At 70.6% G+C, this 19,178-nt stretch carries 23 protein-coding genes; 5 read left to right on the top strand and 18 right to left on the bottom strand.

Annotated features, from left to right (window positions below):
* Positions 1-29: 29 nt before the first annotated feature.
* The 10 genes from ftsR to IRX98_RS18920 all read right to left on the bottom strand — a co-directional run bounded on the left by ftsR (position 30) and on the right by IRX98_RS18920 (position 6,910).
* Positions 30-770, bottom strand: coding sequence for a transcriptional regulator FtsR (gene ftsR / locus IRX98_RS18965; protein WP_224279421.1), 741 nt, complete (start codon positions 768-770; stop codon positions 30-32).
* Between the two features lie 3 nt (positions 771-773).
* Positions 774-1,286: a zinc-ribbon and FHA domain-containing protein gene (locus IRX98_RS18960; RefSeq protein WP_224279419.1), complete on the bottom strand. Its 513-nt coding sequence runs from the start codon at positions 1,284-1,286 to the stop codon at positions 774-776.
* 130 nt (positions 1,287-1,416) lie between these two features.
* On the bottom strand, positions 1,417-1,803 hold the full coding sequence (gene gcvH, locus IRX98_RS18955) for a glycine cleavage system protein GcvH (RefSeq protein ID WP_224279417.1): 387 nt from the start codon (positions 1,801-1,803) through the stop codon (positions 1,417-1,419).
* A 66-nt stretch (positions 1,804-1,869) separates the two neighbouring features.
* The gene (locus IRX98_RS18950) at positions 1,870-2,298 is read right to left on the bottom strand and encodes a DUF881 domain-containing protein (RefSeq protein WP_224279415.1); all 429 of its coding nucleotides are present in this window, start codon (positions 2,296-2,298) and stop codon (positions 1,870-1,872) included.
* A 69-nt stretch (positions 2,299-2,367) separates the two neighbouring features.
* Positions 2,368-2,643, bottom strand: coding sequence for a hypothetical protein (locus IRX98_RS18945; protein ID WP_224279413.1), 276 nt, complete (start codon positions 2,641-2,643; stop codon positions 2,368-2,370).
* Positions 2,636-2,968 (bottom strand): small basic family protein, encoded by a 333-nt coding sequence (locus IRX98_RS18940; RefSeq protein WP_224279411.1) that lies wholly within the window; start codon positions 2,966-2,968, stop codon positions 2,636-2,638. The genes IRX98_RS18945 and IRX98_RS18940 overlap by 8 nt, the downstream gene beginning before the upstream one ends.
* Positions 2,965-3,870: a DUF881 domain-containing protein gene (locus tag IRX98_RS18935; protein WP_224279409.1), complete on the bottom strand. Its 906-nt coding sequence runs from the start codon at positions 3,868-3,870 to the stop codon at positions 2,965-2,967. The genes IRX98_RS18940 and IRX98_RS18935 overlap by 4 nt, the downstream gene beginning before the upstream one ends.
* Positions 3,863-4,462 (bottom strand): cardiolipin synthase ClsA, encoded by a 600-nt coding sequence (gene clsA / locus IRX98_RS18930; RefSeq protein ID WP_372456097.1) that lies wholly within the window; start codon positions 4,460-4,462, stop codon positions 3,863-3,865. The genes IRX98_RS18935 and clsA overlap by 8 nt, the downstream gene beginning before the upstream one ends.
* A 20-nt stretch (positions 4,463-4,482) precedes the next feature.
* Entirely contained in the window at positions 4,483-5,547 is a 1,065-nt protein-coding gene (locus IRX98_RS18925) for a hemolysin family protein (RefSeq protein WP_224279407.1), read from the bottom strand.
* Positions 5,537-6,910, bottom strand: a complete 1,374-nt coding sequence (locus IRX98_RS18920; RefSeq protein WP_224279405.1) for a hemolysin family protein — start codon at positions 6,908-6,910, stop codon at positions 5,537-5,539. The genes IRX98_RS18925 and IRX98_RS18920 overlap by 11 nt, the downstream gene beginning before the upstream one ends.
* Positions 6,911-7,149: 239 nt before the next feature.
* Between IRX98_RS18920 and IRX98_RS18915 the strand changes: the two genes are divergently transcribed.
* The 4 genes from IRX98_RS18915 to IRX98_RS18900 all read left to right on the top strand — a co-directional run bounded on the left by IRX98_RS18915 (position 7,150) and on the right by IRX98_RS18900 (position 10,671).
* Positions 7,150-8,634: a sulfatase family protein gene (locus IRX98_RS18915; protein ID WP_224279403.1), complete on the top strand. Its 1,485-nt coding sequence runs from the start codon at positions 7,150-7,152 to the stop codon at positions 8,632-8,634.
* Positions 8,635-8,639: 5 nt separating this feature from the next.
* Positions 8,640-9,377 (top strand): SLC13 family permease, encoded by a 738-nt coding sequence (locus tag IRX98_RS18910; RefSeq protein ID WP_224279401.1) that lies wholly within the window; start codon positions 8,640-8,642, stop codon positions 9,375-9,377.
* An 87-nt stretch (positions 9,378-9,464) separates the two neighbouring features.
* Entirely contained in the window at positions 9,465-9,725 is a 261-nt protein-coding gene (locus IRX98_RS18905; protein WP_224279399.1) for a hypothetical protein, read from the top strand.
* Between the two features lie 19 nt (positions 9,726-9,744).
* A complete protein-coding gene (locus IRX98_RS18900; protein WP_224279397.1) occupies positions 9,745-10,671 on the top strand; it encodes a threonine/serine dehydratase in 927 nt (308 codons plus the stop codon).
* Positions 10,672-10,680: 9 nt separating this feature from the next.
* Here IRX98_RS18900 and IRX98_RS18895 read toward each other — a convergent pair whose 3' ends face one another.
* Both IRX98_RS18895 and IRX98_RS18890 read right to left on the bottom strand, forming a co-directional pair.
* Complete coding sequence (locus IRX98_RS18895; protein WP_224279395.1) at positions 10,681-12,159, bottom strand: phospholipase D-like domain-containing protein; 1,479 nt, start codon at positions 12,157-12,159, stop codon at positions 10,681-10,683.
* A 173-nt stretch (positions 12,160-12,332) separates the two neighbouring features.
* Positions 12,333-12,887: a TetR/AcrR family transcriptional regulator gene (locus tag IRX98_RS18890; RefSeq protein WP_224279393.1), complete on the bottom strand. Its 555-nt coding sequence runs from the start codon at positions 12,885-12,887 to the stop codon at positions 12,333-12,335.
* A 98-nt stretch (positions 12,888-12,985) separates the two neighbouring features.
* On the opposite strand from IRX98_RS18890, the gene IRX98_RS18885 reads away from it, so the two are divergent.
* On the top strand, positions 12,986-13,891 hold the full coding sequence (locus tag IRX98_RS18885) for an alpha/beta hydrolase family protein (protein ID WP_224279391.1): 906 nt from the start codon (positions 12,986-12,988) through the stop codon (positions 13,889-13,891).
* Positions 13,892-13,902: 11 nt separating this feature from the next.
* Here IRX98_RS18885 and IRX98_RS18880 read toward each other — a convergent pair whose 3' ends face one another.
* The 6 genes from IRX98_RS18880 to IRX98_RS18855 are packed head-to-tail and all read right to left on the bottom strand — an operon-like array spanning position 13,903 to position 19,143.
* Positions 13,903-15,165, bottom strand: a complete 1,263-nt coding sequence (locus IRX98_RS18880; RefSeq protein ID WP_224279389.1) for a glutaminase — start codon at positions 15,163-15,165, stop codon at positions 13,903-13,905.
* The gene (locus IRX98_RS18875) at positions 15,162-16,196 is read right to left on the bottom strand and encodes an extracellular catalytic domain type 1 short-chain-length polyhydroxyalkanoate depolymerase (protein WP_224279445.1); all 1,035 of its coding nucleotides are present in this window, start codon (positions 16,194-16,196) and stop codon (positions 15,162-15,164) included. The genes IRX98_RS18880 and IRX98_RS18875 overlap by 4 nt, the downstream gene beginning before the upstream one ends.
* The gene (locus IRX98_RS18870) at positions 16,189-16,596 is read right to left on the bottom strand and encodes a DUF4260 domain-containing protein (protein WP_224279387.1); all 408 of its coding nucleotides are present in this window, start codon (positions 16,594-16,596) and stop codon (positions 16,189-16,191) included. Before IRX98_RS18870 ends, IRX98_RS18875 begins: the two co-directional genes overlap by 8 nt.
* A gap of 4 nt (positions 16,597-16,600) precedes the next feature.
* Positions 16,601-17,440: an alpha/beta fold hydrolase gene (locus IRX98_RS18865; RefSeq protein ID WP_224279385.1), complete on the bottom strand. Its 840-nt coding sequence runs from the start codon at positions 17,438-17,440 to the stop codon at positions 16,601-16,603.
* 54 nt (positions 17,441-17,494) lie between these two features.
* Entirely contained in the window at positions 17,495-18,214 is a 720-nt protein-coding gene (locus IRX98_RS18860) for an ABC transporter permease (protein WP_224279382.1), read from the bottom strand.
* Positions 18,215-18,264: 50 nt separating this feature from the next.
* Complete coding sequence (locus IRX98_RS18855) at positions 18,265-19,143, bottom strand: ABC transporter ATP-binding protein (protein ID WP_224279380.1); 879 nt, start codon at positions 19,141-19,143, stop codon at positions 18,265-18,267.
* Positions 19,144-19,178 lie beyond the last annotated feature (35 nt).

Raw genomic sequence — 19,178 nt, 5'->3', positions numbered from 1 at the left:
TCAGGTCCCCTGACCCGGTCCGGGCGGGATCAGCCGCGGTCGAGACCGACCTTGACCAGCGTGGCGTGGAGGCGCACGGAGAGGGCTGCGATCTCGGACGTGGCGTCCTCGGCGCGCCCGCGGGCCGCTGCGTCGCGACCGCGGGCCAGCGGTGCGACGACCTGCTGGACCAGGCCGACCTCGCGGTCGGCGGCGGTCTTGAAGGCCCGCAGGTGCCGCGGCTCGAAGCCGAAGTCGGCGAGCTCACGAGCGGTCTGCGCCACCACGAGGGCGTCGCTGTCGAAGTGGCCCGTCCCGGTGCGCGCGCTCACCAGGCCGTACTGCTCGAGCTGGGAGAGCAGCTCCTCGGAGATGTCGGCGACCTTGAGCAGCTCGCGGCGCGAGAGCCGCAGGTCGCTGGTGCGGCGGAACGACTCCGGGCTGGGCAGGCCGTCGGAGCTCAGCGCCACCTTCGGCACGGTCGGCACGACGGACTCGATGGCCGGCGGCTCGAGGCCGCGGTCGATCGCGTCGAGGTGGTCGCCGATCACCTTGAGCGGGAGGTAGTGGTCGCGCTGCATCAGCAGGATGTAGCGCAGCCGGGCGACGTCGTCGCCGGAGAACTTCCGGTAGCCGGCCGCCGTGCGCTCCGGCTTGACCAGGCCCTGGTCCTCCAGGAAGCGGATCTTCGGGATCGTCACCCCGGGGAAGTCGGGGCGGAGCTGGTCGAGGACCTGCCCGATGTTGAAGCGGGCGCCGCGACTCGATGCCGAGGGCGTCGGGGCACTCACGGATCAGCTGTTCGGGTGGGAGGAGAAGAACACCAGGCGGTACTTGCCGATCTGGACCTCGTCGCCGTCGTTGAGCTCGACGGAGTCGATGCGGTCGCGGTTGACGTAGGTGCCGTTGAGGCTGCCCACGTCGCCGACGCTGTAGCCGGCACCGGACCGGCGGAACTCCGCGTGCCGGCGCGACACGGTGACGTCGTCGAGGAAGATCTCGCTGTCGGGGTGACGCCCCGCACCGACCACGTCGGTGTCGAGCAGGAAACGGCTGCCGGCGCTCGGGCCGCGCTGGACGACCAGCAGGGCGTGGCCCTCGGGGAGGGCGTCGACGGCTGCGGCGTCCACCGGGCTCAGCTGGCGGTCCGACGACTCACGCTGGTCGGGCACGCCGAAGGTGATCGTCGCGGTGGACTCGACCGGGCTGGACCCGGTGTCTTCCCCGACGAGCAGCTTGGTGCCGCACTGGGCACAGAAGCGGGCATCGTCAGGGTTCTGCTTGCCACAGGCGGTGCAGAACGGCATGGGGGACTCCTCGGCGGATCGACACCCAACCCTCAGCCGAGGGTTGAGGTTGACGGTTGTTCCGAACCTATCAGCCCCGCGATGGCAGGCGGGACCGATGGGGGACGGCGGCGGTGGATCGGCGTACGGCTCAGCCTGTGAGGCTGGCCTGGTAGGTGGCGGAGTCCATCAGGCCCTCGACCTGGGAGGCGTCGCCGACGCTCACCTCGAACAGCCAGCCGGCCTCGTAGGGGTCGCTGTTGACCAGCTCGGGGGTGGAGTCGAGCGAGGAGTTCACTGCGACGACCTCGCCGGTGACCGGTGCGTAGATGTCGCTGACCGACTTGGTCGACTCGAGCTCCCCGCAGGTCTCCCCCGACGTCACCGCGTCGCCGACCTGCGGCAGCGAGACGTAGACGATGTCGCCGAGCGCGTCCTGCGCGAAGTCGGTGATGCCGACACGCACCGAGCCCTCGGCGTCACCGGGGGTGCGCACCCACTCGTGCTCGCTGGTGTACTTCAGGTTCTCCGGATACACGTGGGACTCCTCGAGCTGTCTGGTGCTGGATGCCGGTCGGGGTGCTGCGGCGGACTGCCCGGCAGGCTACTGGCCCGCGCTGAACTCCGCATAGTCAGGTCGGCCAGGCTCCCGGACGCTGGTGATCTCGACCTGCTCGAGGTCCTCGATGCGCACCGTGGCGCCGTCGAGGGTCTGCAGCGTCTCCACCGGGCCCGAGGAGAACGTCAGCGCGGTGCGCAGGTTGGCGGTGTCGCCGATCACCTCGAGGACGTAGGGCGGCTCGAGCAGCTGGCCGTCGAGCTCGATGCCGCCGATCGCGTCCTCGAAGGAGCTGTCGGCGCCGAGCCGGATGGAGTCGTTCATCTCCATCGCCTCCGCACCCGCCGTACGCAGCTCCTGCACGGTGTCGAGCAGGGAGCCCACGCTCACGCGGGTCGTCGACTCCGTGATCGTCACCCGCAGGCCCGGCCCGGTGACCGGCACCAGCCCGGCGATGATGTTGAGGGTGCGCACCCGCTGCTCCGCCTCGTCGAGCGCCGCGGAGCGACGCGTGCTCTCGTCGCGCAGCTCGTCGCGGCGGCTCTAGAGGCGCTCGACCTCCCGACGTGCCCGCTCGGCGGTGCCGGTCAGGCCGTCGAGCACCTGGATCAGCTCGCTCTCGCGGAGCCCGGCGTAGGTGTCGTTGGTCTGGGTGTCCCTCACCTGCACCACGACGGCGAACCCCAGGACCGCGAGGAGCACCGCCACCACCGCCTGACGGCGTGAGGGACGGGTCAGCGCACCCCGCAGCCGGTCGCGCCCCGGGTCGGGGTCGGGGTCGGCGTCCTTCCGCGGCGGGTCGGGCTCCTGCTCAGGCATGGAAGACGTGCCTCCGGATGGCAGCGACGTTGGAGAAGATGCGGATGCCGAGCACGACGACCACGCCCGTGGTCAGCTGGGCGCCCACGCCGAGCTGGTCGCCGAGGTAGACGATCGCGGCCGCGATCACCACGTTGCTGACGAACGAGACCACGAAGACCTTGTCGTCGAAGATCCCGTCGAGGTAGGCCCGCAGACCACCGAAGACGGCGTCGAGCGCAGCCACCACCGCGATGGGGAGGTAGTTCTGCAGGCTCAGCGGCACGTCGGGGGCGAACACCAGCCCCGCGAGGATGCCGATGAACAGGCCAAGGGCGGCTATCACGGCGCGCTCCCCCCTCCATCCTGTACGCCGTCCGGGTCGGCGTTCAGCTCGATCACATCACGCAGCACGCGCTCGCGCGCAGCGGGCAGGCGGATGTCGTCGACATTCTCGGCCTCGTAGACGAAACCGTAGAAGTTGACGCGATTGAACCACTCCTGCCCCTGGCTCGTCTGGAGCAGTCGCGCCTGGAGGGTCTGCGGGTCGCCGATGGCCGAGATGACGTACGGCGGGTTGACCGGGCGACCGTTGACGTGGATGGCTCGCAGGGTGTTGCGGATCCCGCCCAGGAGGTTGATCCGCTGGTCGTTGACGGCGATCGCCTCGGCGCCTGCCGCGAAGAGCCCGTCCACCAGGAACGCGAGGTCCTCGTCGCGGATCTCGTCGTTGACGTCGACGTCGGGTCGGTTCTCCACCGTGAGGCGTACGCCGGGGCCGCGGGCGGCGGAGAATCCGGTGACCAGCTCGACACGACGCAGCCTCGTCTGGATGTCGTCGAGCTGGCCCTGGGTGCGGGTGCTGGTGACGGCCGTCTCGGCATTGGACTGCGTCAGCTCGCCGACCTGGCCCTGGAGCGCGTCGAGGGTGTCGCTGCGACGCTCGATCTGCTCGATCAGCGCTGCTCGGCTGAGCTCGTCGACGGGCGCCTGCCGGTCGGTCTGCGCCGCGACGACGGCGGCCATCACCCCCAGCAGCGCGATGGCCGCGATGCTCGTCCAGTGCGGGCGCGGCCGCCCCGGAGCAGGCTCGAGGCCGGCGGCGGCGCGCTTCTGCGCGACGTGGGCGTAGTCCTCGTCCATCGACCGCGCGGTGATCAGGGAGAGCAGCGGCGTGGTGACGTGCTCGGGCAGGGGGCGCGCTGCCTCCTGGGTCGTCCGTCCGCCGTGCGGGCGCGGCTCAGCCATGGTCGGTCGCCGGCGACGTACGCCGTGGTGTGTCGCGCAGGAGCGTGCGCACCTGCCAGGCGTAGAGCACCCCGGCCCACCAGTAGAGACCGATCCCCCACCAGGCGAACGCCCAGCCGAAGTTGCGCGCGAGCGTGGCGACCACGCCGTCGCCCTCGCCGAGGAGGAGCAGGGGGAACGCGTAGAGCAGGTTGAAGGTGGCCGCCTTGCCGAGGAAGTGCACCGGCAGTGCGGAGAAGCCCCGGGTGCGCAGGATCGGCACCAGGCCCCACAGGAGGAGGTCGCGCAGCGGCAGCGCGAGCGCCACCCACCACGGGATGATGTCGCGCATGTAGAGCCCGACGACGACCGCGAGGATGTAGAGGCGGTCCGCGACCGGGTCGAGGATCTCCCCGAGCCGGGAGTACTGGTTGAGCCGGCGCGCCAGCCAGCCGTCGAGGAAGTCGGTGAAGCCCGCCACCATCAGCACGACGAGCGCGATCGCGTCCGCCTCGGGTCCGAGCACCAACCAGAGGAACAGGGGTACGCCGGCGAGCCGCACCACACTGACGATGTTGGGCACGGTCCAGACGCGGGACGCTTCCTCGGACACGCTCAGACCCTATCCAGCACTCAGGTGGCGTCGACGGTGGACACGTCGTGGTGCGCGGCGTCGCGGATCTCGCCGACCAGCTCCTCGAGGACGTCCTCCAGCGTGACGAGCCCGATGACCTGACCGTCGCGCTGCACCACCCGCGCCATGTGCGCGCCCTTGGCCTGCAGGCTCTCGAGCGCGTCGTGGAGCAGGTCGTCGGGGTGCACCGAGGCGAAGGGGCGGATCCACTTGTCCTCGATGACCCGCGATCGCTTGTCGTCGTCGGACTCGAGCGCGTCCTTGATGTGGAGGTAGCCCAGCAGCGTGCCGTCCGTCGCGGCGACCGGGAAGCGGCTGAAGCCGGTCGCGGCGCACACGGCCTCGACGTCGGCGACCGTCGAGCCGGGCGCCACGGTCGCGAGACCGTCGGGCGTCATGACGATCGAGGCCACCGACTTCTCGGTGAAGCCGAGGGCGCCGGCGAGGCGGTCGTACTCGTCGGCCTCGATCATGCCCTCGCCACGCGACTCCTCGACCAGCGCCGCGACCTCCTCGCGCGTGAAGCTCGAGTGGACCTCGTCCTTGGGCTCGATGCGCAGCAGGCGCAGCACCGCGTTGGCGACCATGTTCATGCCGGCGATGACCGGTCGGAGCACCGTCACGATCACCATCATCGGCGGGCTCAGCACCATGGCAGCGCGGTCGGCGCCGGCGAGGGCGATGTTCTTCGGGACCATCTCGCCCAGGACGACGTGGAGGTAGACGACGATCGACATCGCCACGACGAAGGAGACCGGGTGCAGCAGGTCGTCGGGCACCCGCGCCGCGTGGAACAGGGGCTCCAGCAGGTGGGCGACGGCCGGCTCACCGATGGCGCCGAGGCCCAGCGAGCAGACAGTGATGCCGAGCTGGGCGCCGGCCATGACGAGCGAGACGTTCTCCATCGCGCGGAGCGTGGTGCGTGCCGCGCGCGAGCCCTCCTGGGCCCGCGGCTCGATCTGGCTGCGCCGGGCGGCGAGCAGCGCGAACTCGGAGCCCACGAAGAAGGCGTTGAGCGCGAGCAGGACGACGGCGAGGCCGACGCCGAAGAGGTCACTGTTCATCGGAGGCCCCCTGCTGGGTCGCCAGCTCCGCGGTGTGGACGACGCGGAGCTCGATGCGGTCGATGCGCAGTCCGTCCATCCGCTCCACGGTGAGCGTCACCAGCCGCTCCCGCGGCTCGTGCGGCTCGCTGCGGTCGGGCACGGGCAGCTCGACGCGGTCGCCGGGCGCGGGGATCTTGCCGAGCTCGCGCATCACCAGGCCCGCGACCGTGTCGTAGTCCTCGTGGTCGGGGAGCTCGACGTCGGTGACGTCCTCGACCTCGTCGGGACGCAGCAGGCCCGACAGGGTCCAGCTGCCGTCGCGGCGCTGGCGGATGCGCGCGCCGAGGCGGTCGTGCTCGTCGGAGATGTCGCCGACGATCTCCTCGACGACGTCCTCGAGGGTCACGATCCCGGCGTGGCCGCCGTACTCGTCGAGCACGATGGCCATCTGGAACCCGTCCTGGCGCAGCAGGGCGAGGAGCGGGTCGAGTCGCAGGCTGTCGGGCACGACGACCGGACGCACCATCACGTGCTTGATCCGCGTCGTGGCGCGCTCGTGGACGGGCACCGCGACGGCGTGCTTGACGTGCACGGTCCCGACGACCGCGTCCTCCGCGTCGAGGACCGGGAAGCGGGAGTGACCGGTCTGGCGCGCCAGCTCGATGATCGAGGACACCCGGTCGCCGTCCTCCACCGTGGTGGTGCGCACCCGGGGCGTCATGATCTCGCCCGCGGTGCGGGTGCCGAACTCGACCGAGCGCTCCATGAGCTCGGCGGTGTCGGCGTCCAGGGTGCCCTGGTCGGCCGAGCGCTGCACGAGGGATGCCAGCTCCTGGGAGCTGCGCGCGGAGCGCAGCTCCTCCTGGGGCTCGATGCCGAGGCGCCGCACGATCGAGTTGGCCGAGCCGTTCAGCACCCGGATCGGGCGCTTGGTGAGGGCGGTGAAGCCGCGCATGAAGCCCTGCGTGGTGCGGGCGGTCTGCAGCGGGCGTGCGATGGCGATGTTCTTGGGCACCATCTCGCCGAAGATCATCGTCACCACCGTGCCGAGCGCCAGGCCCAGGGCCAGCGACAGCGGCGTGACCACCGAGTCAGGGGTGCCGGCGGCGGCGAGGGGGCCGTCGATGAGGTCGGAGATCGCGGGCTCGGCGAGGAAGCCGATCGCGAGGTTGGTGACCGTGATGCCGACCTGGGCGCCGGAGAGCTGCGTCGACAGCGACCGCAGGGCCAGCTGGACGCCGCGCGCACCCTCGTCGCCCTCGGCGGCGGCGCGTTCGACGCTCGGCCTGTCCACGGTGACGAAGGAGAACTCAGCGGCCACGAAGAGGCCGCAGGCGGCCACGAGGGCGAGCGACAGAAGGAGCAGGAGAAGGGGGGTCACGACGCGCACCGGTCATTCAGTGCGGTCGTGCGGGGACTTTGACTGTCGTCCATGGTCGGCGCGTGGGTTCCTTCGGGGCAGTGGCATCGGCGTCGGCGAGTCCCCAGACTAGCGGCCGGAACCGGCTTCGCCCCAGTCGTCGTGTCGCTTTGGGGAGGCACCCCCGCCCGCCCTAGTCTGACCCCCACACGTGGGGCGAGACACAGGGCCGAGACGGTCCCGGCGGGGGAATGACACAGATGCGTTCGTGGGCACAGTCGGTGACGGCTGCACTCCTGGTGGTGCTCGTCGCCACCCTCGCCACCGTGACGGCATCCGACGGCGACGCGCGTGGCTCCGAGTCGGTGCGGATGGTCCAGACGACGCAGGCGCCGGGAGAGGCTGCTGCACGGCCCAACATCGTGTTCGTCCTCACCGACGACATGCGCGACGACGACCTCGACCACATGCCGATCACGCGCCGCCTCCTCGCGGACGAGGGCATGGAGTTCACCGACGCGATCTCCCCGCACCCGCTGTGCTGCCCGGCCCGGGCGCAGCTCGCCACCGGGCAGTACGCGCAGAACAACGGCGTGCAGCACAACCGTGGCGTCCACGGCGGCTTCAGCGCGCTCGACCCCACCCAGGAGGCCAGCTCGTGGTTCCGTGACAGCGGCTACCGCACGGGATTCGTGGGCAAGTTCCTCAACGGCTACCACCCCGGCGACGTACGCCCTGCCGGCTGGACGCACTGGAACGCCCTCACCCGCGGCGTCTACGACTACGTCGACTTCACGATGAGCGGGGACGGTGACCCGGAGCGCTTCACCGACAGCTACGTCACGACGGTGATCGAGGAGCGCACCAACGCCGACATCCGCGAGTTCGCCGTCAGCGGCGACCCGTTCGTCGTCTACGCCTGGCACCTGGCACCCCACTACCGGATCGCGGCCGAGGGTGGTCGCGGGCTGCCCCCCGCCGAGCCGCAGGACCGGGACCTGTTCACCGACGAACGTCCCTCGGCCTTCGACTCCCCCGCCTTCGACGAGGCCGACGTGAGCGACCAGCCGGCCTACCTGCGGCGCCTCGCCCCCGTCTCCCGCGAGGAGGTGGCGCGGGAGAACACCGCCCGCCTCCGCTCGCTCCAGTCCGTCGACCGCGCTGTCGGCTCGCTGGTGCAGACCCTCGAGGAGCAGGGCGTCCTCGACGACACCTACGTGGTGTTCACCTCCGACAACGGCTACTCCCTCGGCGAGCACCGCTTCGTCGGCAAGGACGTGCTCACCGACGAGGCTCTCCAGGTGCCGCTGCTGGTGCGCGGACCCGGCATCGAGCCGGGCTCGACCTCCTCGCTGCCGGTGACCCTCGTCGACCTGCCCGCCACCTTCGCCGCGCTGACCGACGTGGCGCCGCAGTGGCTCGTCGACGGCACCTCGCTCGCGCCGACGCTGCGCGGCGAGCAGCAGCTCTTCCGCGACACCACGCTCATCCAGACCGGGCGCACCCTCGGGGACGGCTGGTCGCACCGCGGCGTGCGGACCGATCGCTACCTCTACGGCACGGACGGCGTCGACGGGTTCATCTACGACCGGCTCCTCGACCCCGACGAGACCGTCAACCTCATCGACGACCCCGACTACGCCGAGGTGCGGGCCGCGCTCGAGCGGCGACGCGCCGACCTGGTCGGCTGCGCGGGCTGGACCTGCAACCAGGTCTTCGGCCCCTTGCCCGATCCGTCATCCTGACCGACGTGCCCGAGGCCCTCCACCCGGTGGTCGCGCAGGTCCTGCCCGTCGCGGTCTTCCTCCTCGCGATCACGGTCACGGCCGAGATCGCCCAGCTGGCCGGCGTCTTCGACGTCGCCGCCCACGCGATGGCGAGGCGCGCCCGCCACCGGGTGCTGCTCCTGTGGCTGACCTTCGCCGCCCTCGCCGTGGCCTGCACGATCGTGCTCAGCCTCGACACGACCGCGGTCCTGCTCACGCCTGTCGGTCTCGCGATCGCCCAGCAGACCGGCATCGCACCGATGCCCTTCGCCCTGACGACCCTCTGGATCGCCAACACCGGCTCGCTGCTCCTCCCGGTCTCCAACCTCACCAACTTGCTCGCCGTGCACCGCTTCGAGGACCTCGGCGCCGACCACGGCGACTACGTCCGCACGGCCGCGCTGCCCGCCGTGACCGCGATCGTCGTGACGCTGGTGCTGATCGCGGTGCTGCAGCGCCGCTCGCTGCGCGGGACGTACGCCGTCGACCCGCCCGCTGCGCCGCACGATCGCGTGCTGCTGGTCGTCGCTGCGGTCACCTGCCTGGCCATCGGCCCGCTGTTCGCGGTCGGGCTCGAGCCGGCGGCCGTGTCGGTGGCGTCGGCCACCGTGCTGCTCGCCGCACTCCTCTGGCGCGCTCCGGGACTGCTGCGCGAGGTCCGGGCCCCGTGGCTGATGACCGGAGCGTTCCTGGTCGTCGCCGGACTGCTGCGTGCCGCCTAGTCCGAGGGCCTGCTCGACTGGCTCGCACCGGCTGTGGGCGCCGGCGTACGACCCCTCGACCTGCTCCACCTCTCCGGGGCGTCCGCAGTGGGGGCCAACCTGGTCAACAACCTGCCGGCCTACCTGCTGGTCGAGCCGGCCGCCGCGGACGACGTACGCCGCCTCGTCGCCACGCTCGTCGGCGTCAACGCCGGCGCACTCGTCACCCCGTGGGCGTCGCTCGCCACGTTGCTGTGGCTCCAACGGTGCCGCTCTGCCGGGCTGCAGGTGCCGCTGCTGAGGCTCGCCGGATGGGGCGCGTTGTGCGCGACGCTCTGCGTCACCGCCGCCACGCTCACCATCCGGTGACGACCCGGATACTGGTGCGGTGACGATCACCCGCGACGACGTCCTGGCCGCCCGCGAACGGATCGACGGGCGGGTGCGCCGCACTCCCCTGCTGGCACCGTCGGCCTCCGACGACCTGTGGCTCAAGTGCGAGTTCCTCCAGCACTGCGGCGTCTTCAAGACCCGCGGCGCCTTCAACCGCCAGCTCGCGGCGATCGAGCGCGGTGAGCTCGGCGACGCCGGTGTGGTGGTGGCGTCCGGGGGCAACGCAGGTCTGGCGCAGGCGTACGCCGCGCGCGAGCTCGGCGTCCGCGCGACCGTGTTCGTCCCGGAGACCGCGCCGGTGGTGAAGGTCGAGCGCATCCGCCGCTACGGCGCCGACGTGCGCCTGGCCGGCCGCGAGTACGCCGAGGCACAGCAGGCCGCCCTGGACTTCGCCCGCGAGCACGGGGCGGCGTACGCCCACGCCTACGACCAGCCCGAGGTGGCTGCCGGGGCCGGCACCCTCGCCGAGGAGGTGCTCGACGACGAGCCGGGCATCGACACCCTGGTGGTCGCAGTGGGAGGTGGCGGGCTCTACGCGGGTGTCGCCGCCTCGGTCCGCGGGAGGGCGCGGGTCGTCGCCGTCGAGCCGCGACGGATCCCCACGCTCCACGACGCCATCGCGGCCGGCCACCCCGTCGACGTCGAGGTGTCCGGCATCGCCGCCGACTCCCTGGGAGCCCGCCGCGTCGGCGACCTGGCGCTGGCTGCGGCCCGACTCGAGGCCCCGGTGTCGGTGCTGGTGGACGACGACCACATCGTCGCCGCGCGCGACGACCTCTGGCAGCGCCACCGCATCGCCTCCGAGCACGGCGCCGCCGCAGCGCTGGCGGCGCTGCTGTCGGGCGCCTACGTGCCGACTCCCGGCGAGCGGGTGGCCGTCGTGGTGTGCGGCGCCAACACGGACCTCACCTCGCTGGCGTGAAGCACATCCTCAGTCGTTCTCCCAGTACGGCCCCGGGCGGTAGGGGTCCGGCTCGATGGTCACCACGGGGCGGCGGACCGTGCGCCAGACGGTGCGCGTGGAGCCGTCCTCGTCGCGCACCTGCCGCGCGACCCGGAAGTTCACGTACGTCGTGGTGTAGGCGTTGCGCGAGTTGCGCTTGTTCCTCCACTGGTAGTTGAAGTTCCTGACGTACTTGCGGGTCAGCGTCTTGCCGCGGATCGTCATCCGGACCTCGTCGTTGCCGGGGCTGAGGCTTGCCCAGTTCGCCGACCCCGTCACGACCATGTGCGTGTCGGGCTTGCCGTTGTAGTTGCCCTGGATCGCGACGTACTTCTGGTGGCTGTAGACAGACAGGATCAGGTCGTCCTCCCCGTCCTTGTTGAGGTCGTAGTCGTCGTCGGGGTTGAAGTCCAGACCGGTCGAGCGAAGCGGGACCCGCCCGCGCGCCGTCGGAGCGCCGATGACCCGCTTGGTGTGGTAGCCGATCAGCCCGTACATCACACGCACCTTGCACCCCTCGGCCCACTTCTGCCGGATGGCTGCGGCGAGGTAGTCCCCGCGGTTGCCGCGCATGGTGTGCATCGACACCACGATGCGGCTACGCGTCTGACCGCCGGAGCCGTCAGGGGTCAGGCACTGGACCTTGCCGAGCGTCTCCAGCACGAGGTCGTTCCTCGGACCCGACGGCTTCGGGTAGGCCCAGACGGTGTGCTTGTCGACCGAGTCGTCGCACGCAACAGCGTTGGCAGGTGTGCCGCAGAAGAACATCGGCGGCTGCCGGGTGTCGTAGTCCTTGCGCATGTCGTTGAAGAGTCCGACGAACTGCCGGAACAGCTCGTGGTCGCCGGAGGTGAAGTAGAGGTCGTTCCACTGGTGCTTGTCGGCATTGAGCGTCAGGTTGGCCGACCCGACGGCCAGCACGTCCTTCGACCGGCCCGACCGGGAGAACGAGTAGAACTTCGTGTGCATGTTGTTGTACTGGTTCTGCTTGCTGCGGCAGCCGGCGGTGCACCGGGAGATGAAGCTGGAGCGGCTGCGCTTGCCACCGATCTCCCTGCGGACCGCCCGCATCGCCCGGGTGTACTGGTGGTCGTTGAGGATCATCTGCACCTTCACGCCTCGCCGGTGGGCGGCGATGAGCGCCCTGGCGACCGGCATGCGGTCGAAGGAGTAGACCGCGATCCGGATCGTCGAGCCCTTGCGCGTGTGCTTGATCGTGTCGATGACCTTCCGCTCGATGCGGAACCAGCCCTTCTTGCGGCGCGGGTCGTTGAAGAACGGGCCCTGCGGCGCCTTCCACCGCTTGCGGTCCACCTTCGCCGTCACCGAGGTCGCAGCCACCGTCCGCGGCTGGGCGCCCGCCACCGCACCACTGCTCGCGGCATCGGCGGCCGTCGCGGAGGGCGCCGCCGACAGCGGGGCCCCCAGCACCAGGCACAGGGACAGCAGGACCAACGATCTCGACACGAATTCAGCCTTCCGGTCGCCGTGGTGGGCGACGTTCGTCAACAGGGATGCACTACCACTGTCAATGACGCCCCCCGGACACACAAAGTTGTCGGCGATGCGGGACCCCTGCACGTGGGCCGTGTCACGGAGCCCGCCGCCTCAAGAACACCGCGTCACTGACCACCGTGCGACTACCGGCATCCGGCGAGCAGCCTGGCCACCATGGCGTGGGCGTCCTCGCGGTCGTAGCCGGGCCCGAGGAGGCAGAGGTTGCCCACGGCGCGCATCAGTGCGTACGCCGTCACCCCCGGGTCCAGCTCGCCACGTGCGACGGCACCGTCGACCAGCCGGCCGCATGCGGGGACCAACGTGTCCAGCATGAGGGAGTGCAGGCTGCGGAGACTCATGTCGTCGGACTGGAGCGCCACCCCCAGGCCGTGCTTGGTCACGAGGAACTCGACGAAGGCGCAGATCCATCTCTCGAGCGCCTGCCCCGGCTCGGGGGAGCCCGTCAGCTCCTCGGCCAGCGCGGCGCACTCGTCGATCTGGTGACGGTAGACGGCGATCACGAGCTCGGCCCTGTCCGGGAAATGTCGGTACACCGTGCCGACGCCCACTCCGGCGCGCCCCGCGATGTCGCGCACGGGGGCCTGGACGCCACGCTCCGCGAACACCTGGGCCGCTGCCTCCAGGAGTGCCTCACGGGTACGTCGCGCGCCTGCCACACGGGCCCCTTCGTCTCCCACCACAGTCCCCTCCTTTGTTTGCGGAACAGTGTTCCGCTAATGTGACGGAACGATGTTCCGCCAAGTATGCGGCACGTCATCCCGAACAGGAAGCCGAAATGCCTACTCCAGCCCAGAAGCAGATCATCGCGGTCAAGCCGATCGCCGTACCCTTCGACGGACGAGACGTGGACCTGCAGGTGAAGGTCACCGCACCCAGGCAGGGCAACGCCTTGCCCGTCATCGTGTTCTCGCACGGCAACGCGTGGTCGATGGACGGCTACGAGCCGCTCGTCGACCGGTGGGCTGCCGCAGGGTTCGTCGTCGTCCAACCCACCCACCTGGACTCACGTCGCAATGCCATCGGGTTCGACGACCCGCGGTTCCAGTCCATCTGGCGGGTGCGCATCGCCGACCTCCACGCCGTGCTCGACCACCTCGACCACGTCGTCGGTGAGGCCGGCCTCGCCCGCCGTGCCGACCTCACCCGAGTGGCACTGGCCGGCCACTCCTGGGGCGCCCAGACCGTCGGCGCCCTCCTCGGCGCTCGCGTGCTCGACCCCGCGGGTGACGACACGGAGGACTTTGCACGCGAGGGCATCAGGGCCGGGGTCCTCATCGCAGCGACCGGGACCGGCGACTCCCTGACTCCCTTCGCGCAGGAGCACCTGTCGTTCATGAAGCCGGACTACACCACGATGACCGCGCCTGCTCTCGTCATCGCCGGAGACAAGGACCAGTCGAAGATGTCGACTCGAGGACCGGACTGGTTCCTGGACGCCTACGAGCTGAGCCCGGCACCGAAGAGCCTCATGGTGGTCCCTGACGGTGAGCACACGCTCGGCGGGATCGCCGGGGAGGCCGTGAGCGAGACGACCGACACCGATCCGGCCCGGGTCGCACTCGTGGCAGACGCCGTCAGCACCTACCTCCTCTCGGCCCTCGAGGTCGACCCCGGCGCCTGGTCCGCCTTCCGAGACGAGGCCGCGCTCGCACGGAAGGTGACGCTCAGCCACAAGGGCTGACCCCCAAGCGCCTAGCGGAGGCTGTCGAGGACGGTGACTCGCCCGCCCTCGCCCGGGTCGGGGTCGGGAAGGACCGACTCGGGGTCGACGACGTAGACGTCATGACCGTCCAGCGTGAGACGGCGCGCGACCTCGAGCAGCATCCGTCGCGCGACGTCGTCGAGCGAGTGGACCATCGTCAGGTCGAGCGCCAGCCCCGCCGCTGCGGGCTCGCTCGCCACAGCCTCCCGGACGACTCGTTCGGCACCGGCGAACCGGATCCCGCCCTGCAGCTCCAGGACCCGGATCGCGTCCGGTCCGGACCGGACGACGTGGTTGGACCGTACGACGGAGCGCGCCGGTGGCGGAACCTCCATCAGGTGCATGCCCATGTCGGCGGAGAACCGCTCGAACAGCGACACCCCGCGGACGCTGGTCCCGTGGCTGTCCAGGCGAGGTGAGAACGTCGCGATGCCGATCTGACCCGGCAGGGCTCCGATCAGACCGCCGGCCACGCCGCTCTTCGCCGGTATCCCGACCTGGGTGGCCCAGTCCCCCGCGGCGTCGTACATCCCGCACGTGCTCATGACGCTCAGGACCTGTCGGACCGCGGGCTCGGACACGACACGCTCGCCGGTGCGGGGGTTCACGCCACGGTTCGCCAGGGTGGCCGCCATCATGGCCAGGTCACGTACGGTGACGAGCACCGAGCACTGCCGGGTGTAGCCGGCCACGACGGCGGTCGGGTCCTCGTCGAGGATCCCGTGGCTGCGCAGCAGGTGCGCGATCGCGAGGTTGCGGTGCGCGTGCTCGAGCTCCGAGGCGCAGACCGCCGCGTCGACCTCCAACCGGCGTCCGGCGAACGCCGAGAGTCCCGCCACCACGCGCTCCAGGCGCTCACCCGGGTCCAGGTCCCAGGACCCGGCGAGCGCGTGCGTCGTGATCGCGCCGGCGTTGATCATGGGATTGCGCGGACGACCGGAGCCGTCCTCGAGGGAGATCTCGTTGAACGCCTCCCCCGACGGCTCGACACCGACCCTGGCCAGCACGGGGTCGAAGCCTCGGTCGGTGAGAGCCAGGGCGTAGGTGAACGGCTTGGAGATCGACTGGATGGTGAACTCGACATCTACGTCGCCCGCGCCGTAGACCTCCCCGTCGACAGTGGCGAACGCCGCTCCCAGGCGATCGGGGTCGGCTGCTGCGAGCTCCGGGATGTATCCCGCCGGCGCGCCGGAGGTGTCCGACGTGACGTCCGTGAGCGCCTCGCTCAGGTAGTCGGGGATCATCGACCTCATTCCAGGGTTCCTCTCGGGTGGTGACGGGCGAAGTCCCAGATGATGGCACTCACGTCCGGACCGGCGTGATCGGTGAACAGTCCCTCGCCGGACGGGCCCGGCCAGACATGACCCATGTCCTCGACCAGGTAGGACTCGACCAGGGACCCACCGGCCCGGGTGGTGAGGGTGGTGCGCACGTAGGCGTGCATGTCCTCGTCCCCGGGGACGGACACGGTCTCCTCGACCACGCGCAGGCTGTCGTTGAGCACGCCGTCGTCCACGAGGTCACCCACAGCTCTCCATTGCTGGACCAGCCGCGTGGCCACGACCGGCGGGACGACCTCGTCCTTCTCGCCCTGGACGACGAGCAGCGGCACCTGTCGTGCCCGGTCCCCCATCTGGGACCAGGCCTGGCGTGCGGTGTAGTCCGGTGGCGTCGCGTCGGGGTCGTCGGGGTCCACCTGGTTCAGCCCGTACTCACCACCCGCCACGGACGTCACCGTCGCGAAGACGTCGGGGTAGGTCACCGCGAGGATGACCGCTGCGCCCGCACCGGAGGACGCGCCGGCGACGTGGACCTGGTCCGGGTCCGCGCCGTACGTCTCGATGACCTCGCGGGCGACTCCGGCGAGGAGCGCGGGTTCGCCGGTGTGGCGGTGCTGCTCGCGTGGGTCGGCCGAGTTCCAGCAGTTGACGGCGCTGCGGAACAGTCGCTGCGTCGGGTAGACGACGATGAAGCCCTCGCGGTCGGCGAGGTCGTTGAGCTGCGTCGTGGACTTCATCGAGTTCCATCCGAAGCCGCTCATCCCGCATCCGTGGATCGCCATGATGACCGGCAGCGCGGTGGTGCCGTCGTGCTGCGGCGGGAGGTGGACCTGGTACCGCTGGGAACCGATGTCGCTCTCGTGGACATGGGTGTGGTCGCCGTCGTCGCCCCACCACGGGAGGCCGTGGTGGAACACCGCGGTGGCCGCGCCGGTCACGACCACGAGCGCCGCAGCGACGCCGGCGACGACCCGGGGCCATCGCCGACGGCGCCGGTCACGCATGCCCACTGCCGCCCCCTCCCCTGCCGATCCGGCCGAGGTGGGTGTGCGTGAACGAGTCCGGCAGCTTCAGTCCGTACCCGAGTGCGCGGTCGACGCCGACGTGGAAGGCCCACGCACAGGCGAGGACCCCGGCCGCCGTCGACGCCACCGCGGAGACCGGCTCCAGGACGAGCGCGGCCATCCCCGCCAGAGCCGGGAACGCATAGTTGTGGACCACGTTGTACGTCGTGGCACCGACGGCGGGTGATCGCACGTAGCCCAGCATCGAGAGGTCGAAGGCGAGGAACGCTGCGAGGACCATCCACCACCACCTGGGATACAGCGTGACGACCGCGACGAGGGCGATGAGGGCCACCGCCCCCGCCTCGACCCGTTGGGTGACGCGGACCTGGCTGGCCATCGTCTCAGCCGAGGAACGCGCGCAGCGCCGCGTTGACGTCGTCGGCGTGGGTCCAGAGCAACCCGTGCGGCGCACCCTCGACCTCGACGTAGTCAGCGTGCGGGACCAGGTCGCGGAAGCGCCGGGCGGTCACATCGATGGGCAGGATGTTGTCAGCCGTGCCGTGCAGGATCAGCGTCGGCAGCCCGGCGGCGCGGACAGCCTCGGTGTCGCCTCGGAAGTCCTCGATCCAGCTCGGCACCACGGCGTACGCCGCGACGGGGGCGCTGGCGGTCGCGGTGGTCCAGTTCGCCCGGACCACGTCCTCGCTGATCCGTGTCCCGAGCGTCTCGTCGAGGTTGTAGAAGTCGCGGTAGAACTGGCTGAACCAGGCGTAGCGGTCGGTCCTGGCCGCCATCGCGATGTCGTCGAAGACCTTCTGCGGCACACCCTCGGGGTTGTCGTCGCGCTGCACCAGGAAGGGCTCGAGGGAAGCCAGGAACGCCAGCTTGGCGACCCGCTCCGTGCCGTACGTGGACACGTAGCGGGCGAGCTCGCCGGTGCCCATCGAGAAGCCGACCAGCACGACGTCGCGCAGGTCGAGGGTCTCCAGCACGACGTTCAGATCGGCAGCGAAGGTGTCGTAGTCGTAGCCGCTGCCGACCTTCGACGAGCTCCCGAACCCCCGGCGGTCGTAGGTGATGACCCGATGTCCCTGGTCCAGCAGGTCGCGCGTCTGGCGCTCCCAGCTGTGACCGTCCAGCGGGTAGCCGTGGATGAGGACGATCGGCTGCCCAGCGCCCTGGTCCTCGTAGTAGATGTCGATCGGGGTGGAGTTCTCGTCCCCGACGGTGATGAATCCCATGACATGGTTCCTTTCCTGGTGGTGGGTGTTGCGGTCATTGGTGCGCGCGACGACTCATCGCCGTGGTTCCCAGCGGAACAGGCGGACAGCCAGGGCGACGGAGACGGCCACCCACCCCAGCGTGGTGGCGAGGAGGGGAAGGGAGTCGAGCAGGGGAACGCCGCCGTTCCAGGCGTTGACGACCATCTCGGTGGCAGAGCCACCCGGGAGCAGTCTCTTGAGCCGGGCGAGGTCCTCGGTGCCGGTGATGCCCACCCAGCTGGCCACGGCGATGACCGACAGGCTCACCGGCAGGGTGGTCACCTGCGCGTGCTCGGGCGAGTTCGTCAGCCCTACGGTGGCCAGGGCCAGGGCGACCATCATGGCTGTGGTCGCGAGGACCGCCACCGCGAGCAGCGGGACCTGCGCCGGCCGGGTGGTCACCGTTCCCAGCACGACCAGGATCACGACCACCTGGACGAGCGCGATGACGGTGGCCGGAAGCACCAGTCCGGTGAGGATGCTGGCGTCGCCGGCCGCGGTGGACCGCAGCCGTTTGAGGAAGAGGTTCTGCCGGCGTGACGCGAGAGTGGTCACCGCGGTGGTGTAGAGCCCGAAGGCCAGCACGGTGAACATCACGATCGCCGCGATGTAGCCGAGGCTGCCCAGGTCGGAGAACCGTTCGTGCTCGTAGACGAAGTAGCCGCTGATGGCGACCGGTATGACGAGGCCGGTGACCAGGACGAGCCGGTTCCGGAAGATCTGGGTCATCTCGCTGCGAGCGATGGCCAGCATGGTCGAGGTTCCTTTCGTGTGCGAGCGCCGTGGTGCGGCCTGCTCGTGGTTCAGGTGGCGTCGAGGGCGCGGAAGACGTCGTCCAGGCGGGTCGGTCCGGCCTGCAGCTTCTCCAGCTCCACGCCGTGCTCGTGTGCCCATGCCAGGAGGCGGTGGAGGTCGTCCTGGAGGTGGAACGTCTCGATGTGGAAGGCGCCGTTGCGTGCCCCGACCGTCGGCGGCTCGGGGGCACCGGGAGGAAGCCCGAAGGTGATGACCGACGGCAGGGTCTGGGTGAGCTCCGCGACCGTGCCCTCGCGGTGGAGCCTGCCCTCGTGCATGAGGCCGATGCGGTCGGCCCGCTCCTGCGCCTCCTCCAGGTAGTGCGTGGTGAGGACGACCGTCGAGCCGGTCTCTCGCAGCCTGTCCACCGCATCCCAGAGCGCGTCGCGGGACTGGATGTCCAACCCCGTGGTGGGCTCGTCGAGGATCACCAGCTCCGGCCCGCCATACACCGCAGTGGCGAAGTCCAGACGACGCTTCTCGCCACCGGACAGCTGGGCGACGATGGTGCCTGCCTTGCGGGTGAGACCCACGACGTCGAGCACCCGTTCGGTGGAGTCGACCCGCCCGCTCAGGGAGCCGATCAGGTCGACCGACTCCTCCACCGTCAGGTCCGGGGAGAAGCCGCTCTCCTGCAGCATGATGCCCATGCGCGGCCGGATGGCCTGACGATCCTGCGGGCTGGCGCCGAAGATCCGCACCGTGCCGGAGGTGGCCCGTCGGTGACCTTCGACGACTTCCAGCGTGGAGGTCTTGCCGGCTCCGTTCGTGCCGAGCAGCGCGTAGAGCTCCCCGCGGTGGACCTGGAAGGACACGTCACGCACGGCGGCGAAGTCACCGTAGGTCACGGTGAGTCCGTCGACGTCGATGACGGGAGCGTCGGGCATCGGGTCATTCCCTTCGTCGTGATGAGCACCTGGGC

Source organism: Nocardioides lacusdianchii (genome assembly GCF_020102855.1).
Classification (GTDB): domain Bacteria; phylum Actinomycetota; class Actinomycetes; order Propionibacteriales; family Nocardioidaceae; genus Nocardioides; species Nocardioides lacusdianchii.
This window is presented reverse-complemented; position numbering and strand designations above follow the sequence as displayed.

Coding starts and splice junctions, on each gene's coding strand:
- IRX98_RS18915 (WP_224279403.1), top strand. CDS start 7,150: ATGCGTTCGTGGGCACAGTCGGTGACGGCTGCACTCCTGGTGGTGCTC.
- IRX98_RS18855 (WP_224279380.1), bottom strand. CDS start 19,143: ATGCCCGACGCTCCCGTCATCGACGTCGACGGACTCACCGTGACCTAC.
- IRX98_RS18875 (WP_224279445.1), bottom strand. CDS start 16,196: ATGCGTGACCGGCGCCGTCGGCGATGGCCCCGGGTCGTCGCCGGCGTC.
- IRX98_RS18945 (WP_224279413.1), bottom strand. CDS start 2,643: ATGCCTGAGCAGGAGCCCGACCCGCCGCGGAAGGACGCCGACCCCGAC.
- IRX98_RS18885 (WP_224279391.1), top strand. CDS start 12,986: ATGCCTACTCCAGCCCAGAAGCAGATCATCGCGGTCAAGCCGATCGCC.
- IRX98_RS18860 (WP_224279382.1), bottom strand. CDS start 18,214: ATGCTGGCCATCGCTCGCAGCGAGATGACCCAGATCTTCCGGAACCGG.
- IRX98_RS18935 (WP_224279409.1), bottom strand. CDS start 3,870: ATGGCTGAGCCGCGCCCGCACGGCGGACGGACGACCCAGGAGGCAGCG.
- IRX98_RS18870 (WP_224279387.1), bottom strand. CDS start 16,596: ATGGCCAGCCAGGTCCGCGTCACCCAACGGGTCGAGGCGGGGGCGGTG.
- IRX98_RS18880 (WP_224279389.1), bottom strand. CDS start 15,165: ATGAGGTCGATGATCCCCGACTACCTGAGCGAGGCGCTCACGGACGTC.
- IRX98_RS18960 (WP_224279419.1), bottom strand. CDS start 1,286: ATGCCGTTCTGCACCGCCTGTGGCAAGCAGAACCCTGACGATGCCCGC.
- IRX98_RS18865 (WP_224279385.1), bottom strand. CDS start 17,440: ATGGGATTCATCACCGTCGGGGACGAGAACTCCACCCCGATCGACATC.
- IRX98_RS18925 (WP_224279407.1), bottom strand. CDS start 5,547: ATGAACAGTGACCTCTTCGGCGTCGGCCTCGCCGTCGTCCTGCTCGCG.